This window comes from Streptomyces sp. NPDC127117 (assembly GCF_042677325.1).
Lineage (GTDB): Bacteria > Actinomycetota > Actinomycetes > Streptomycetales > Streptomycetaceae > Streptomyces.
Window position 1 is genome coordinate 13,710 of record NZ_JBHXTM010000019.1, and the last position, 15,828, is coordinate 29,537.

The following is a 15,828-nucleotide window of genomic DNA, read 5'->3' on the forward strand; positions in this document are numbered from 1 at the left end:
GTCGTTGCCGAACGCGTGGAGCTGCCGGTCGGGGATCCCCATGGCCCGCAGGCACTCGTCGATGTTGAAGGCCGGGGTGAGCGTCTTGTCCCCGTGCGTGACCCGTACATGAGTTGCTCGATGACCAGGAGCTTGAAGTCGAAGTCGACGGAACGCAGGCCTGCCGGGACCTTGCACAGGCTTCCGGGGCGCGGCGGCCCGCTGTCAGTGCCGCCTGCCAGACTCGTACACATGACCAGCAGCACCGGAACTCCCGTTCCGCTCCCGGCCAATCACCGCATCTCCGAGACGTACGTCGACTGGGCGCGCGCCCGCGTTCCGGGCGCCGAGGCCGACGCCCGTGACGCACTGGAGCGGGCAGGCCGAGGCCGGCACCGGGCCTGGGAGAAGCCCGGACGGTTCATGGACGAGACGGAGCGCCTTGCCCGGGGCCTGCCGGCCGCCCATCTGCCGTGGTTCTGGGACACCATCGGGCACTGGATGCTGGAGACGCACCGCCGCTCCGCCGCCCGCGCGTACGGGAACGCGCGCACCGCGGAGCGCACCCACGGGCTGCCCGTCGACCCCGACTGGCGGTCGGCGAACCTTCAGCTGTTCGCCCGGTTCGGCGCGCTGCCCGCCACCGAACTCAGCGGCGCCCCCGCCTGGCTGACCGAGGTTCACGGGCCGGGCGACGCGCACCGCGAGTTCACACGGCTGCTGACCACCTGGGCGGCGTCCCCCGGGGAGCTGCCCGCCGATCTGGCCCGCCGGGTCAGGGACTCCGCGCGCGCGGCCGGACTCGGCACCGACGAGGAGGCACGGGTGCTGGGCGAGGTGCTCGCGTCCGCTCCCGGCAAGGCCGTGCCGGACCGGCTGTTCGACGCGGCACTCGCCCCGCTCACCGCCCACCCGCCGGCCGACGACCGGTCCGCCGCCCTGCTCGACCTGTTCCCCGAGTCGAAGAACGACGCGGCCGCCTGGCTGCGGCTGCTCATCGGCTGCGGGGCCGCCGACGCCGCAGCGACCGGCCGCATCGCCCCCGAGGGCGGCCTCGGTGAGTGGCTGCGCCGGTACGCCACCCGGTACTCCCACCGCACCGTCGCCGGTGGCGGGGTGACCCGCCAGGCCATGCCGGCCGAACTCTTCGAGCTGGTCGCCCGGTTCGCACCGCGGCTGAAGGAGGACGGCACCCCGGTCCGGCTCCACGAGGACCGCTACCAGTGGCCGCATCTGGATGCCGATCTGCTCGACGTCTGCCTCGCCGAGTCCATCCCCGTCCACGACCCCGGCGGCACCATCCCTCTGGAGTTCTGGGACAAGGAGGCGCGGCGCGACCTCAGGGCCCTCGCCGCCGACCCCGTGTTCGGATCCCGGCTCGAAGGCACGGTGCACGCCGGGCTCCGCTCCCGGGGCGGCACCGCCATCAGCCGCCTCCCGCACAATCCTGGTATCGCCGCCGAGGTGCACGGCCGGATCGAGAAGCTGCTCGACAGCCTGCGCGGCGGCGGGCTCGCGGCGGCCGACGAGGCGGTGGACGAGCTGCACGACCTCCTCGACCGGCCCACCGCCATCGCCCTGGACGGCATCGAGGAGGCGCTCGACGCGCTGGACCTCACCGGCCCGCTCGCCCGCGCCCTGCGCGCCGGGCTGCCCGAGGAGCTGGGCTGGCCCGCCCTGGAGGAGGCCCTCGCCGAATTCCGGCCGGACGAGACGGTGTACGTCACCAGCAGCTGGCCGGTGCTCACCCTGTACGGGGAGAGCCGCGCGTTCGCCGTCGACCACGCGGGGCGGCGCGGCGAGCACACCCTGGAGCTGCCGGAAGGCGCCCTGCGCCCCACGGTGCACTGGGTCGGCGGCCAGTTCCTCGTCGCCTGGTCCGGCGCGGGCACGGGCGAGAGCAACACGCCCGACACGGCGGCGTACTGGTCGGGCAGCCCCGCCGACATCTTCGTACCGGAGGAGTCCTACGGGCTGCGCCCCTACGGCGGCAGCATCCGGGGCGGCCTCGGCTATCAGTTCCAGACCCCGGACGGCGGCCGGTTCGACGGCGAGAAGATCCTGCGGCCCGGCGACACCGGGGGGATCGGCCACCGCGACTACCAGATGTACGACGGCCAGTACCTCTGGAGCACCACGGTGTTCAGCGAGGATCGCGGCGTCGGGTGGTCCCGGGTGGATCCCGCCACCGGCGAGCCCACCGCCGACCGCCCCCTGCCCGGCTTCCACACCCCCGACTCGCGCCCGGACGGCACCAAGCCCTTCCCCGATCACCGGATCCTCGCCGAACTGCCGCCCGGCGCCCCGCCGTCCCCGCTCGGCCAGGACGGCCGGCTCACCGGTTGCCGGGTCGACCACCGCACTCCGTACGCCGGTCCCTCGCCCCGCGAGTTCGAGCTGGAGTCCATCGACGGCCGCACCGCGTCCTACCGCACCACCACCTGGGGCCGCCGGCCATGGGGCATCCTCGGCCTTCCGTCCGGCGGTGAGGACGCCGTCGTCGTCGGCAGCACCACGGTCCGCTGCCACGCCGCCGAGGACAACTCGCTGCTCTGGCAGGTCCGGGGCTTCCCCGGCAGCCACCGCACCGGGCCGGTCCGGGCCACCCTCGGTGAGCAGGCCGGGCCCGTGCCGCCGCCCGCGTTCTGGCACTTTCTCACCCCGCGCGACGAGCCCTCCTCCGGCGTACTTCGCGCGGTCACCGACGAGGCCGTGCGCGAGCTGCTGTTGTCCGGCGCCGAGGACGCGCTGCCCGGGGTGACCGACCCCCGGATCCGGGAGGGTCTCGCCCGCGCGGCCCGGCTCGCCGCCGATGTGCTGCGCCGCCGCCGCGAACTGTCGCACCGGGTGGGCGTCATGCGCTCCGGACCGGTCGTCGAGCTGCCCGACCCGGAGCCCGACACCCGGCTCGTCCCGGCCCTGCACGGCCTGCTGCCCCAGCTGCGGGGGTACGAGGAACGGCCGCCGCAGCCGCAGCCCGCCGTCCTCACCGCGGTCGCCGCCGACGGCCGGTATCTGCGCGGCGAGATCGACGACGAGGTACGGGTGCTGGCGCTGCCCGCCCCGCCGTCCGAATGGGCGGTGCTGACCGGCCGGATCGACGCCGTGGCCTGGCGCGCCGCCGTCGCCGCCACCCCGGACGAGCACCGGCGGGCACTCACCGCGCTGCTCGGGGTGTGGAACCGCCAGCCGTTCGCGGAGCCCGGCACCACCTGGCGCACCGGCCGCGTCCCGGAGCCCCGGATCGCCGAGCTCCGCTCGTCCGATGTCCCGGTGGCCACCGGCCCGGTCCGCAGCGACCTCGTCCCCTTCCTCCAGCGGGCCGCCGACCCGGCGCCCGCCTATGCCGAGGAGTGCGAGACCCGCACCATCGAGGGCGACGACACCACGAGACTGCCCCGCCTGCTGGCCCTGCTCGCCGAGCGCGGCCCGCTGCCGGTGCCCGAGGAAGCCGTGGACCTGTTCCGGTGGCGTACGGGGGTGCCGCGCGCGATCGCCGCGCTGGTCCTCGACGGCTTCGCCGGCAGCGACGACTACGCGGTCCACCTCAAGCTGTGCCGCGCCAAGCCGTACAAGGCCGACCGGGAGCTGATCCACCAGTACGACGTCGCGCGCATGGACCTCCGCCCCGAGGGCCGGCGCGCCGTGCTCGCCGCCGCCGTCCCCGCCGATCCGGCGGACCTCTGGGCCCCCGGCGGGATGACCGCCGCGGCGGACCGGATGGCCACCGAATGGTGCGCCCGGCTCGCAGTGACCCCGTACGCCGACGACGGCAGCCATGCCGCCGCGCTGGCCAAGGACCACGACCTGCCCGCGACCTGGGCCACCGCCCTGCTCACCGGCCGCCTGGAGCACGCGGCGGAACTCCCGCAGGACGCCGACGGGATACGGTCCGCCGTCACCGCCCTCACCTGGGCCCTCACCGAGCGACCGGTCGGCGACCCGGCCACGGAGGGAGCCCGTGCGCTGCTCGGCCGGCCCACGGACATCCCCGCCGATCAGCTCACCGCCCTGCGTGCCCTGGCGGACCGCACGACGGCCACCCCGGTCCCGCCGGGCCAGTACGAGGCCAACCCGCTCTTCAGCGTCCCGGACCTGGTGGACGAGGTGGCCGCGTCCCTCGGCGTCGGCCGCGACGCGGCGGCCCTCCACCTCCAGCTGCATGCCCTCGACCGCCCGGCCGACCGCACCGTACGCCGCTGGAACACCTGGACCCTCGACCACCACCGCGCCGTCCGCAAGGAGCTCACCGCCGCGAAGGCACCCCGTCCCGCCCCGGCGGCTCCGATCGCCGCCGTCCCGCCGCCCGCGCACGAGCGGTTCGCCCGCGCGTGGGCGGATGTCGGCGCTTCTCGGCTGTGAGGCCGGCCCGGCGCCGTCACCGTGTTGCAACACCCCCTGGGGCCGCCCAGATGCCGCCCGGCAACTTGCTCGCTCGCAGCGGGGTGCTGAGGCCGTTCACCATGACGCAGCGATTGGCGCCGTGGCCTCGGCCGCCTTGCCCGTACGGAACGCATGGCGGGGAACGACGGTGGCCACGCGTGCCTTACGTGGGGAATTCGCCGCACCAGTTGCGTCCCAGGAGGGTGGCGGGCAGGTACTCGGACTCGACTTCGATGGGGATGCCCGCGTCGTGGGCGAAGCAGGCCATGGCGAGCGGCACGAGCGCGACGAGACCCGAGATCAGGCCGGCCCGGGTTTCATCGGTCCAGCACTCCTTGTGCCACTGGAGGGCGGCGGAGAGAGCACGGTTGAAGCCGGCATGGTCGTCGCGGATGACCCGGTGGAACATCTCCAGCCGAAGTCGTCGCCGCCGAGTCAGTAGGTCTGGAGGGCATCGATCCAGGCGTACTCGAACTCGTCGTAGTGCGCGCTGTTCTCCCGCAGTAGAGACAGGGGAACTCGGCACAGGGCCGTGATCCTGTCGCGTTCCCGGCACACCACGGCGAGGTAGAAGGCGGTCAGCCAGGTGCCCGGGGTCACGTACCGCTGCGGACCAGTGGCTTGGAGAGTGCGGTCCTTGTGCGCGATGCGGCACCGGACGTGGCCCTCGGTAGTGGTCGACGCGGCGAACACGGCGGAGCCGATCTGTATCGCGTTCACCCAGGCGTCCCAGGTGGGGAAGATCGAACCTCGCGGGTCCAGCAGGCAGTGCCCTTTAGCCAGCATGAGCGAGATGTCGAAGGCCTCGCCCAGACCTGTGGAGTCCGCCTCCAGGCCGTCGATCCACCCGTCGGTGCTTTCCTGGAGAACGACGAGGCCCGCTCCCGCGTTCCCCGTGGGAATGGGGTGGCGGGGAATCATCGGGACCAACACGCTTCTCCTTGAAAGGTTTTGAATTACTTGAGCAAGGCCCCAGCACACTGAACGGTGTTCTCAGAGGCCTGCATGAGGACGTAGTGCAGAGTTTCGTACTTGATGGCGTTTTCGACCTCGGTGATACATCTGGCCTCTCCTGGTGAAGCCATGGCGCGACCGCACATCGGCAATGATCATGCGGACGTACTCCGGCGTTCCGTTAGCCGTCGACCAGCTCGTCGGTATTGTTGCGATAGCCGGGCCCTATTTGTCGTAATGTTCCGCCAGCTAGACCGGTTCCTCATGGTCAGCCGGACTGCCCTGTCGGGGAGCACAGCCGGATCAGGAGAATCTCGCAGAACTGCGTAATGTGCGTCTGCTCGTGGCAGACGGCGGTCAGGAAATATGCCGTCAGCAAGTTTCCTGTATCGGCTGTCGGCAGCGGGCCTCTGCCGGAAGGGTCTGCAGCTCGCAGTTGATGCGGCACTCGGCAGAACCCTCGCTCGCAGGGTCACACTCAACCGGACCGCGTTGGCCGTGGTCTACCACGGCCCCACTGCCGGCGCTCGTGGGTCGATGACGCAGAGAGTAAGTAGAGTCAGGAAGGAGGAGTTGAACGCGAAATCGATCAGACTGGCTGACTCTTCGATAGCGTCGATTCGCCGGGCCATTTGTTCACCGATTCGCTCCGCCATCCTATCGGCTCAGGTCCGTCCGGTATGTCGTTCCAGGCAACAACCACGGGCGCGGACCGGCTGGTATCCGCTGCCGTGGTCCTCCCGCGCGGTGGCATCACGTGTCGAACTCGCCCACCCAGGAACGGTCCAGAAGGCGGACGGGCAGGTATTCGGACTCGACCTCGATGGGGAAGCCTGCGTCGTACGCGAGGCATGCGATGGCCAGCGGCCCGAGGGCCAGGAACCCTGCGATGTCCCCCGAACGTTCCGGCGTACTCCAGTACGCCTTGTGAAGTTCCAGGGCCTCCACGAGTGCCTGGTTGAACCCGGCGTGGTCCTTGCGCAGGAACTGGTAGAAGAGGTTGATCGGTGGGTACAGCACGCACTGGAGCAGATCGCGCGGCGTGATCGTGGCGATGTCCGGATGGGACTGCTCGATGGCCGCTGTCAGTTTCTCCGGCAGCCCCGGTTGCTCGCGCCAGTACGTCTGCAGGGCGTCCACCCAGTAGTAGGTGTACTCATCGCCCTCGGCGCCGGACGACCGTAGGAGATCGAGCGGAATCTGGCACATCGCGTCCATGCGGGGCTGGTCACGGCAAACCACGACGAACCAGAGTGTGGTCAGCCAGTTTCCGGCGTTTGCGTAGAACTGGGGACCTGTGGCCTTGATGGTACGCATCTCGTGTGCAATGCGCGTCTCGATCAGACCTTCGGTGACAGTGGCGGCGGCAAAGGCCGCCGTACCCACCTGCATGGCGCAGACGGTGGAATCCCACGTGGCGAAACGATTGCCGCGCGGATTGAGGGCCTGGTTCGCCTGCACCTGCAGGAGCGCCTCGTTCAGTGCCATGCCGACGATCGCAGGCGAGGCGTTCAGATTCTGGATGCTCGTTTCGAACTCCTCGGCCAATTGCTCGGTGACCTGCTGGTCGACCGTAGGAATGGCATGCCGCTCCACAATCACCGTCACGGATTACTCCTGTTGGTAGTCTCGAAGAAGAAGTCTTCCGCTTTAAACGTTCCGATATTGAATCGACGGCTCTTGAAGCCACTATAAGTCGGACCCTGGGAAACTCCTTTGACCAGGATGTATTCGACCTTGTCCGCTATGAGCGCCTTCTTCAGGTCAGTGTACAACTTGAGCTCGGCGGCGTCTCCGTTCTCTGCTCTCTTCCACATCTCGTTCATGATGTCGAGAAAGTATTCACGTGAGCCCTGCTTTGCCTTGTAACCACTCGGCAGCGTACGCTCGTTGATGCCCGTGCCGACGTCACTCTTCGCTTCGATGACTGCGAAGCCCTTGTTGTCCTTGCGCCGCCAGACCTGGTCGAACTGGTCGTTTCCGTTCTTGGGGCCGGCAGTCGGCTCCCACTTCGCACCCTCATAGAACTGCGAGACGACATGATGCCGGGCGACGGCCTCACCATAAGCCTCCGTGGCCTTTGACATCGTGTCATGGAACGGCGCATGCTCAGCCTTGAGAGCCTCGTATATCGATTTGTTCTCGGGCGTTCTATTCGATACCCAGGCCTTCTTGGCCTTGCCAAGCGGATCGTGAAATGGGTTGTCGGCCTGGATCGCCTCGTGCCGTGTCTTGGCGGCGTTGTCAAGGATTGACTGTGCCTGCCGGTCGTTGAGCTGCTCGGCGGTTCCCGGACGGTCCCAGCCCTCGTGGTACTTCGTCGGGAAGGCCGGCGGAGCATTGTCTTTCGCGATCCACATCTTCGGATCGGCGGGGTTCTTGATCAGCTGCGGTGGTGGAAAGCCGCTCTCGTCAGGGACGTCGGTGTCATGGCGATAGCCGCGCTTTTCGTAGTACTCCTTGAAGTACCCCTCCTCGTGATTGGCCCTGTAGACCTGGATCTCCGTAACCTGGTCCGGTCTGAGCGACCCGGGAGGGCCGTAGGGGTTGTCCCCCTGTCGCATGAAGCTCGGAGGGTCGGGAACACGGTTCGCGCCGGGTGCGCCACCACCAGGACTCGTCGTGTCGTCGCCGATGTGGGCCGCGTCGTCAAGGCTGCCGGTGCCCGGGGTTTCCGGGTGGATGCTGCCCGTGGACGGAGGCTCGTGGTGGCCGACTTCTGCGGAGGGGCCGTCCATGTGGGGGCCGACTGTGGAAGGAGTGCCTCCGGTGCGGTTGTCGCCGCCGCGGGGGGTGTTGTCCAGGTCGTTGCGCGGCATGTTGTCGGGCACGTGCCCGCCGGGGGTGGTGTCCGGGCGGGCGCCTGGTGTGTGGTCACCCACGTGAACCGGGTCGGAGATGTCGCTGCCCAGGCGGGTCGCGTCGTCGCCACTGCCGCCGACGCCTACCAGCTCGCGCTCCGGGATCCTGGCCGACGCCGGGGAGTCCGCCTTCGGGGCGTCGACGCGCGGGGTGTCCGCGCCGGCGTCCGGCTTGCCCGTCGGGGCGTCCCTCGTGTGCTGGGTGATGTGGCCTGCGGCGTCGTAGATGTTGCCCTTGGGGTCCATGAACTGCGGCGGGCCGTCCACTGGCAGCTTCACCGTGCCCGGCGGAAGGGTGGTGGTGCCCTCGGGGAGCTTGATGTTGCCGTCGGGGAGCCTGATCGCCCCGTCCGGGACCGTCGAGCCTGGCGGGAGGTGGATCGCCCCGTCGGGGAGGTGAACGGCGCCCTCGGGGAGAGCGATCGCACCATCCACGTCGATGGTGGGGGCCTCGAACTTGCCCAGGCCCTTGAGGCCGGCCATGACGTCGCTGATCTTCGTCAGTCCGGCGCCTGCGCCCTTGAAGACGTAGGTCATGGGGTCCACGGCGCGGGCGGTCCTGCTGGTGAGGGAGAGGGCCTTGGCGGCCAGGCCGGCTTTGCCCGCGCCTGCCGCGGCGCTGCCGGTGCCGCCGGTGAAGACGGTGGTCAGGACGTTGAAGGTGACCGCTCCGGCGGCGCGGGAGGGGTTGCTGCCCCACTGGTCCCAGGCGATCAGTGCTTTGCCGGTCTCCTTCACCGCAGTCCGGGAGTCGCGTATCCAGGCGGAATGGTCGCCGGGCAGGACGTGCAGGACGAGCATCGCGGCGGGGGAGAGCCCGGTGGCGAGTTTGGCCAGGCCGGTCCAGGCCTCTGCTGCGGCGTCCCCGCCCTCGAACCCGGCCAGGGTGCCCAGGCCCTTGAGAGTGCCCCAGACCCCGTCGACGAGGAAGCCCTTGCCGAAGTCGTAGGCGTGCTCCCACACCTGCCACCAGGGCGTCGACTCCTCGACCGCCTCTCCCCAGGGCAGGCTCTTGGCCTGCTTGAGGGCATCGGCGTCGTACCCGTACACGCCCTCCTTCCTGCCGGAGCCGTCATCGGTCTTCAGCGCCTTGCCGCCCACCAGGGCGACGATCCTGGCGTGACAGGCCCGTTCCACCTCCTGGAACGCGGCCCAGACCTCGGCTATCTCGCCACGGCGCCGGTTGTTCTCCTCGACCAGGTCACCGTCCTCGCGCCACTTGTCGTCGCCGTCGGCCTTCACCCGGAACGCGACCGCGTCCCGCTTCAGCTCCTTGAGCCTCTCCACCAGCGGGAACGCATCGTCCGAGTACGTACTCAGCGCACCGGCGATGACACACAGGTCCGAACTCAGAGACAGCCCGGTCGCCGCCACCGGCCCGGTCGTCGCGAACAACTGCTCCGCCTCGGGCGCCTTGTAGAACGCACTCAGCCCGCCGAAACTGCTGTGCACATCACTCGCAGCCGTCGCGATCGCGGCCCCGTGGCCCGACAGCGCCGTCACCTTCGTGTCGAGCAGCGCCAGATCACCGGTGAAGACCGGTATCCCCACCGGGTCGACCGGCCCGGCACTGCTCACCGGTGCCCCCGCATGTCCTTGAGAACATCCAGACGTACGGCCCTCGCCGCGTCCTGTGCGTTCCTGGCCGTCTCCAGATCACCCTCGCAGTACGCGTTCGTGGCCTCCACCGCACCCAGCACCGAGGCCTCGATCCGCTCCGCCGCCGCCTTGAGATCCTTCTCGCGCTCACCCAGATACTCACCCAGCGCCGCAGCCACCGGCCCCATCGCCGAACGCGACAACGGCGCCTGCCCCGGAGCCACCGGACCCTGAAGATGCGTGACCGCCTGCGCACCCGGAACCGCCGTACCCGCCGCCTGAGCCGCCTCCGACACCGTCGCCAACAAAGCCGTCAGAGCCTTCTCCAGATCACCGGCATGCGTACCGACCACCCTCAACTGCCCCTGCACACCCTGCGGCCTGATATCCCACCCCACCATGGGAAGGCCCTCTCTTTGCTGCGCCCTGCTGAAACCGGCTGACGACCCGCTCCAACGAAACATGTAGCTGACCATGGACGGGGCGAACGGTTGTTCGCTTGATCATCCCTATCAATCCGGGCGTCGCTCGCGCAATCAGCAAATCGGTAATTGGCCAGCACTGGCTCACTCATGACTTGGTGATGCGTACTGCTCGCTGCCTTGCCAGTGTCGGGAGAGGTGTTTGCAGCTATGGATGCATGCGGAGTCTTCCGCCGCCCGCGCGAATGGTGCGCCCGCGCCTGGGCGGCGGCCGGATCGCCGCGTCGGGCGTGAGGCCCGGCTCTAGTCGTCGAGCTCGGCGAAGTGGTCGAACTCGCCTGCCATGACGCCCTTGGTGAAGGCCACCCACTTCGTCCGGGTGGTCGTGACGATGTTGGTGGGGTCGCCGGTCTCGCGGAGGTAGACGAAGTCGTCCGGCCCGAAGGCGATCTCGATCCAGGGGCCCGGTCCCTCCTCGCCTTCGGGGGCGGCGCGGACCCAGGCCAGGTCGGCGGGGATGCCGGGGGTGGGAGTGTCAGTCACGTGTGCGGCTCTCCTTGATCGTGCGTACGAGGGCGGCCCAGGCGGTGGGGGCGGTGCGGAGTATCGCTCCGGTGGGGTCGCCGGATTCGGTCAGTTCGACTGTGCCGGGTCCGGCTGCCGCCACGTGTATGCATGCCTCGCCCTGTGCGCAGTAGGACGACTTCTGCCAGATGTACGAAGGCATATCGGCTCCTTTCACAGGTCTCGGGCGACCTTGTGGATGAGTTCTCGGGACCGACCGATGTCCAGAGCCGCGGCGTCGAGGCGTTCGAGCAGCAGGCGGTACTGGGTCAGTTGGGCCTCTGCGTCGATGAAAACGGGGCCGTGTGACTGGTCGAGTTGCGCGGTATCGAGCGCGGGCACCGGTCCCCGCACGTAGTAGACAGACTGTCCTGAGCCCGGGTAGCAGGTGGCCTCGAAAGGGATTACGCGAATGGTCGTGCAGGGGAGTTCGCTCACCTTGAGAAGGTGCTGGAGCTGGTACCGCGCAATGTCCGAACCGCCGAACTTCATGCGCAGGGCAGCCTCGTGGATGACGGCCCGGTAGGGGATGGGGGTCGTCCGGTAGAGCACTTCCTGTCGTTTGATGCGGTACGAGACGCGGTGCTCGATCTCCGGCGGCGACAACTCGGGAACGGCTTGCCGATAGATCTCCCGGGCGTGGTCAACGGTCTGGAGCAGCCCGGGAATGTGGATGCTGTGCGCCGCGTGCAGACCGGTGCCGTGGTGTTCGATCTCGGCCAGGTCGAGCAGCTTGGGCGGCAGGATTTCCCGGTACTCCTCCCACCAGCCGCGCTTGCGGTCACCTGTCATGGCGACGAGCGCGTCGACCAGCGCTTGATCGGTGCAGGAGTAGGTGTGGGCCGCGACCCGCACACGATCTGCGCTCACGCCGAAGCGTGCCACTTCTATGTTGCTGAGCTGCCCCGAGCTCGTGCCGAGAAGGTCGGCTGCCTGCGTCGTGGTCATCCCGGCGCGTTCCCGCAGTTTGCGCAGCTCGGCACCGAGCCGGGTGCGTCGCGCGGTAGGGGCGGCCCTGCCTGCCATCTCGAACTCTCCCTGGAATACGGCTGAGACGGTCGGTCACTCACACGAGTGGTTCAGTTCAAGGATTCCGGTCGATCGGTGAAAACAATCCTTGCGCGAGTCTGGTCTCGGTCTCAGGCCACCCGCCCGGAAGTACCCCGCTCGACGGAGCGGCCTCGTCACCGGGCAATCCGAAGCGCACCATCCGACTTCCCTCCGTGAACGGAGACTTCCATGGTCAGTGCCACGGTATCCCCGCCCTGGACATACACACTCCAACTCCCGCAGGATCCCCGCGCCCCAGGCGTCGCCCGTGCCACCCTCCGTAACGTCCTGCGCGTGCACGGCATGCCCGAACTCACCGAAGTGGCCGCGCTGTTGGCCGGTGAACTGGTCACCAACGCGTACCTGTACTCCTCTGGGCCGTACTCGCTCCGGCTGCGCGATGCCGGGCGCAGCCGCGTACGGATGAGTGTGTGGGACAGCGATCCGCACATCCCGGCACCGTTCCGGTGGGGCGGCCCCCGGGCGGCAGATGAACTGGCCGAGCGGGGGCGGGGGTTGTACCTCGTCACGTTGTACGCGGAGTGCTGGGGCGCGTACCCCATGCGGGGCGGGCTGCCGGGGCAGGGCGGCAAACTGCTCTGGGTGGAGTGCGCGGCGAAGGCGTAGCGGGCGGGCGCGGCACATGACTCGGGGCGCCACCGTGGTGCTCGGTGACGCCCCGATGTGCCTGGTGAACCGGTGTGGCCGTTACGTGCGCGGCGGCCTGGGCGTCAGGGCTGGATGCCGTCGTACTGGAGGACGCGGTAGGGCGTCTTGCCGTGGTTCACGGACTGCCACTGCGAGGCGATCAGGGTCAGGGATGTCGCGCTCGCGCTGCCGGGGTGGATGTATCCGCCGTACAGGAACGGGAGCTGGGGCTTGCCCCAGTGGTGGGGCGGGAGGCCGTCGCCGACGATCTGGACCTTGGGGGCGGTCCATACGGCGTCGGGACGGGGCGCGGTGCGTGTGCAGATCGCGTAGTCGTCCACGTCGAAGTAGCTCATGCAGTACGTGTTGCCGATCCGCTTCACGGAGAACTCGCCGATCTTGTTGCCGGACAGCATGATCGACGGGCCGACCGCCGTGGTCCACTGCCAACGGCCGTCCAGGAACGCCCAGTTCTCCTGGGCGCCGAAGTTGCCCGCGCGGAACTCGTCCGGACGGATGCGGAACAGCTGGATCGCTCCGCCGTCGGCGGTGTTCACATGGGTGCCGTTCCAGCGCTTGGAGAAGATGTACAGCCAGCCGTCGGGGTCGATGCCCGCGAACGACCACATCCCGTACATGGACTGGTTCGAGCCCTGGGTGTCGCCGGCCCAGTGGTAGGGGTAGTCCTGCCAGGTCACGCCGTAGTCGTCCGAGTACGCGACGCCCGACATCAGCGATCCGTCGTAACCGGCCGGGATGTTCTCCCACAGGGCCACGGACGTGTACTGGATATAGGTGCGGCCCCCGAACTCGATGCAGTCGTTGGGAATGCGGGAGATCTCGAAGCCGTGCCCGTTGTCCGCCCAGTGCGCGTAGTCGAAGCACTGCTTCGCGGCGCCCCCGGTCGGCATCGCCCAGGAGAACGAGATCGGGGACGCGCCCGAGGCGTCGAAGTTCGCCTGGTTCAGGATCACCGGGGAGCCGAGGTAGGGGTCGGCCTGGGCGATCCCGCCGAACGCGTCGCCGAACACATAGCCCCAGGTGTTGTCGTGCTCCCGGTGGTACGGGATCGCCAGGTCCCCGGAGCCGAGACCCTGCGCGCTCGCCGAGTCGCCGGGCTGCTCGCACAGCGGGGTGCCGGTCTGGAGCAGCCGGGCGGACGGCTTCCCGGCGTCGGCCGGGGCCGGTACGGCCCTGTCGCTCGCGGCCGCCACACCGGGGGCGGCTCCCAGCAGTCCGGCGCCCAGGGCGAAGCCCATGCCGGCCTTGAGCGCCGACCGGCGGCTGGCGGCTCGGTGCTCCGGCTGTGAGGGGGTGGGCATGTTCGGTCCTCCGTGTGGGTGGGATGAGGGGGCGGGGGAGAGCGGCGGTCCGTGTCAGGCCTTGCGGAGGCGTCCGATGATGCCGTCCAGGTCGCGGAGGAACAGCGGTACGCGGAACTCGTGGCTGCCGGGTTCCTCGTGCGCCTCGTACGGGATGCCGGCCCCGTCGAGGAGGCCGCGGAACTCCCGCTGGCCCTGGAGCACGTTGTCCTCGCTGACCTGGCTGAACCAGGGCACGGGCCGGCCACCGGTGCCGGCGACCAGGAAGATCCGCTTGTTGCGGTAGCTCTCGATGCGCTCGACCGGGTTGTCGGCGCTGACCCGGGCCTCGTCCCACAGCGGAGCGCCGTAGACCGTGCCGCCCGCCAGGTCCGCGGCGGCGGAGGACACATTGGCCCAGTGGACGATCGCGCCGAGGTTGCGGCGCAGGCTGGCCGGGCCGGAGTGGGCGCTGACCGAGGCGAAGTGGCCGTAGTGCTTCGCGGCGTACTTCAGCGCGCCGAAGCCGCCCATGGAGAACCCTGCGACGGCGCGGCCGTCGTACTCGGCGTACGTACGGAAGTTCGCGTCGATCCACGGGAGCAACTGGGCGATGTGGAAGGTCTCCCAGTTCCGGGCGCCCGTGTTGGAGCTGACCGGGTTGGAGTACCAGCCGGCGTGACCGCCGTCGGGCATCACGACGATGATCGGCTTCCCGGCGGTCCAGTCGCGGACGCCCGCGCGGTCGAACTCGATGAAGTCCGAGGTGAGACCTCCGCCGTGGAAGAGGTAGAGCACGGGGTAGGTGCGACCGCTCGTGGCGTAGTCGTCGGGGAGCAGGACGTTCACACCGGGGTTCCAGCCGATCGCGTCGGTCCGGAAGCGGTAGTACTTCAGACGGCGGTCGCTCTCGTTGTGGTCCACGATGCGCAGCCCGAAGCCGTCACCGGCCGCGCTCGCCGCCGTGGCCGTCGCGAGGACGCCCCCGGCACCGAGCGCCAGCGCGGCGGAGAGACCGCCCGCGGTCCTCAGGACGTTCCGGCGGGTGGGGTGGTGCTGGCTCAACTCGATCTCCTAGTTCTGGGTGATCCAGGTGCCCTTTTCGGCGGTCCAGTGGATGGTGGCCTTCTGGAATTTCTGTGCCTTGCCGCCCGCTTCGTCGGTTTCGTCGGTGAGGGGGTAGCCGAGTGCGCTTTCGTGTCCGGCGGTGTGGAAGGCGTCGTAGATGGCGCCGTGGACGGTGTGTGCGCCGGTCTGGGGTGACCAGAGGAACAGGCCTCGTTCGAAGAACTGGTAGCGGCCCTTGGTGCCGTCGGGTGCCGGTGCGGCGTCGGCTTCGTCGGTGGTGGGGAAGCCCCAGCGGCGTTCGGCGTCGGTGTCCCAGAACTTGGTCAGGATGTCCCCGTAGATGGCGTGGGCCTCGTCCGGGTGCCAGATGATGATCCCGTTCTGGAACTGCTGGAAGCGCCCGCCGAGCGAGGAGTCGCGTTCACCCGTGATCGGCCGGCCCAGCGGGCCGCCGGGGCCGCCCGTGCTGTCGTACTTCGTCGCGATGGTGCCGTACGGGATCAGGTCGTCCAGGTTGTTGTAGCGGCGGGGCGTGAAACCCCTGAGCCCGTCGCCCCACACCCGCTCCTCGGCGACGTGCCCGAAGTCGTACTCCTCGCGCACGACCGGCTGGGTGTGGGCGGGGTCCGCCCAGCGGAGGAACAGTGCGACGTGGTCCGTGCCGCCCGAGTCGCGCAGCAGGGCGTCACCCGGCTGAAGGTCGTTCGCGGGGATGTCGAAGGTGACGTCCCACAGGCCCCAGGTCGTCAGGGACGTACCGAGGTTCCAGGCCATCGACACATAGCCCGAGCAGTCCGGCCGGTAGCAGCCGAACTGGTTCTGGTGGCAGCCGCTCTGGCTGTACGGGACCTGCTCGGCGATCCACGACCACGCACGGTCCATCGCCTCGCCGCGCCCGATCGGCCCGCCCGGCTCCGACGCGCTCGCGGCCGGTGCCGTGCCGAACATGACCGCGAGGGCCGCCAGGGCCAGTGTCACCGCCCCGATCACCCGCCGAAG

The 15,828-nt window shown here is 69.5% G+C and carries 11 protein-coding genes and 1 pseudogene; 2 read left to right on the plus strand and 10 right to left on the minus strand.

The features are described 5' to 3' along the window. The first annotated feature begins 231 nt into the window (after nucleotides 1-231). Nucleotides 232-4,341 (plus strand): hypothetical protein, encoded by a 4,110-nt coding sequence (locus ACFVH0_RS18380; protein ID WP_385821353.1) that lies wholly within the window; start codon nucleotides 232-234, stop codon nucleotides 4,339-4,341. A 184-nt stretch (nucleotides 4,342-4,525) separates the two neighbouring features. Here the strand turns inward: ACFVH0_RS18380 and ACFVH0_RS18385 are convergent. From ACFVH0_RS18385 to ACFVH0_RS18415, 7 genes and pseudogenes are all read right to left on the minus strand, one after another. Then, a pseudogene (locus ACFVH0_RS18385) lies at nucleotides 4,526-5,283 on the minus strand (immunity 49 family protein). Between the two features lie 786 nt (nucleotides 5,284-6,069). Next, nucleotides 6,070-6,924 carry an immunity 49 family protein gene (locus ACFVH0_RS18390; RefSeq protein WP_385821355.1) on the minus strand — a complete coding sequence of 285 codons (855 nt, stop codon included), beginning with the start codon at nucleotides 6,922-6,924 and terminating at the stop codon, nucleotides 6,070-6,072. Continuing rightward, a complete protein-coding gene (locus tag ACFVH0_RS18395; protein WP_385821357.1) occupies nucleotides 6,921-9,755 on the minus strand; it encodes a hypothetical protein in 2,835 nt (944 codons plus the stop codon). Before ACFVH0_RS18395 ends, ACFVH0_RS18390 begins: the two co-directional genes overlap by 4 nt. Then, nucleotides 9,752-10,177 (minus strand): DUF6507 family protein, encoded by a 426-nt coding sequence (locus ACFVH0_RS18400; RefSeq protein WP_385821359.1) that lies wholly within the window; start codon nucleotides 10,175-10,177, stop codon nucleotides 9,752-9,754. The genes ACFVH0_RS18395 and ACFVH0_RS18400 overlap by 4 nt, the downstream gene beginning before the upstream one ends. Before the next feature lie 324 nt (nucleotides 10,178-10,501). After that, nucleotides 10,502-10,741 carry a DUF397 domain-containing protein gene (locus ACFVH0_RS18405; protein WP_384766187.1) on the minus strand — a complete coding sequence of 80 codons (240 nt, stop codon included), beginning with the start codon at nucleotides 10,739-10,741 and terminating at the stop codon, nucleotides 10,502-10,504. Beyond that, nucleotides 10,734-10,925: a DUF397 domain-containing protein gene (locus tag ACFVH0_RS18410; RefSeq protein WP_385821362.1), complete on the minus strand. Its 192-nt coding sequence runs from the start codon at nucleotides 10,923-10,925 to the stop codon at nucleotides 10,734-10,736. The genes ACFVH0_RS18405 and ACFVH0_RS18410 overlap by 8 nt, the downstream gene beginning before the upstream one ends. An 11-nt stretch (nucleotides 10,926-10,936) precedes the next feature. Then, nucleotides 10,937-11,788, minus strand: coding sequence for a Scr1 family TA system antitoxin-like transcriptional regulator (locus ACFVH0_RS18415; RefSeq protein ID WP_385821364.1), 852 nt, complete (start codon nucleotides 11,786-11,788; stop codon nucleotides 10,937-10,939). Between the two features lie 213 nt (nucleotides 11,789-12,001). Between ACFVH0_RS18415 and ACFVH0_RS18420 the strand changes: the two genes are divergently transcribed. Continuing rightward, complete coding sequence (locus tag ACFVH0_RS18420) at nucleotides 12,002-12,439, plus strand: ATP-binding protein (RefSeq protein WP_385821366.1); 438 nt, start codon at nucleotides 12,002-12,004, stop codon at nucleotides 12,437-12,439. A gap of 104 nt (nucleotides 12,440-12,543) precedes the next feature. Here the strand turns inward: ACFVH0_RS18420 and ACFVH0_RS18425 are convergent, their stop codons facing one another. From ACFVH0_RS18425 to ACFVH0_RS18435, 3 genes are read right to left on the minus strand one after another with little or no spacing between them, the layout of a single operon-like run. Continuing rightward, nucleotides 12,544-13,782 (minus strand): DUF4185 domain-containing protein, encoded by a 1,239-nt coding sequence (locus ACFVH0_RS18425; RefSeq protein ID WP_385821368.1) that lies wholly within the window; start codon nucleotides 13,780-13,782, stop codon nucleotides 12,544-12,546. A 54-nt stretch (nucleotides 13,783-13,836) separates the two neighbouring features. Then, entirely contained in the window at nucleotides 13,837-14,826 is a 990-nt protein-coding gene (locus ACFVH0_RS18430; protein WP_385821370.1) for an alpha/beta hydrolase, read from the minus strand. A 9-nt stretch (nucleotides 14,827-14,835) separates the two neighbouring features. Next, nucleotides 14,836-15,777: a hypothetical protein gene (locus ACFVH0_RS18435; RefSeq protein WP_385821567.1), complete on the minus strand. Its 942-nt coding sequence runs from the start codon at nucleotides 15,775-15,777 to the stop codon at nucleotides 14,836-14,838. Nucleotides 15,778-15,828 lie beyond the last annotated feature (51 nt).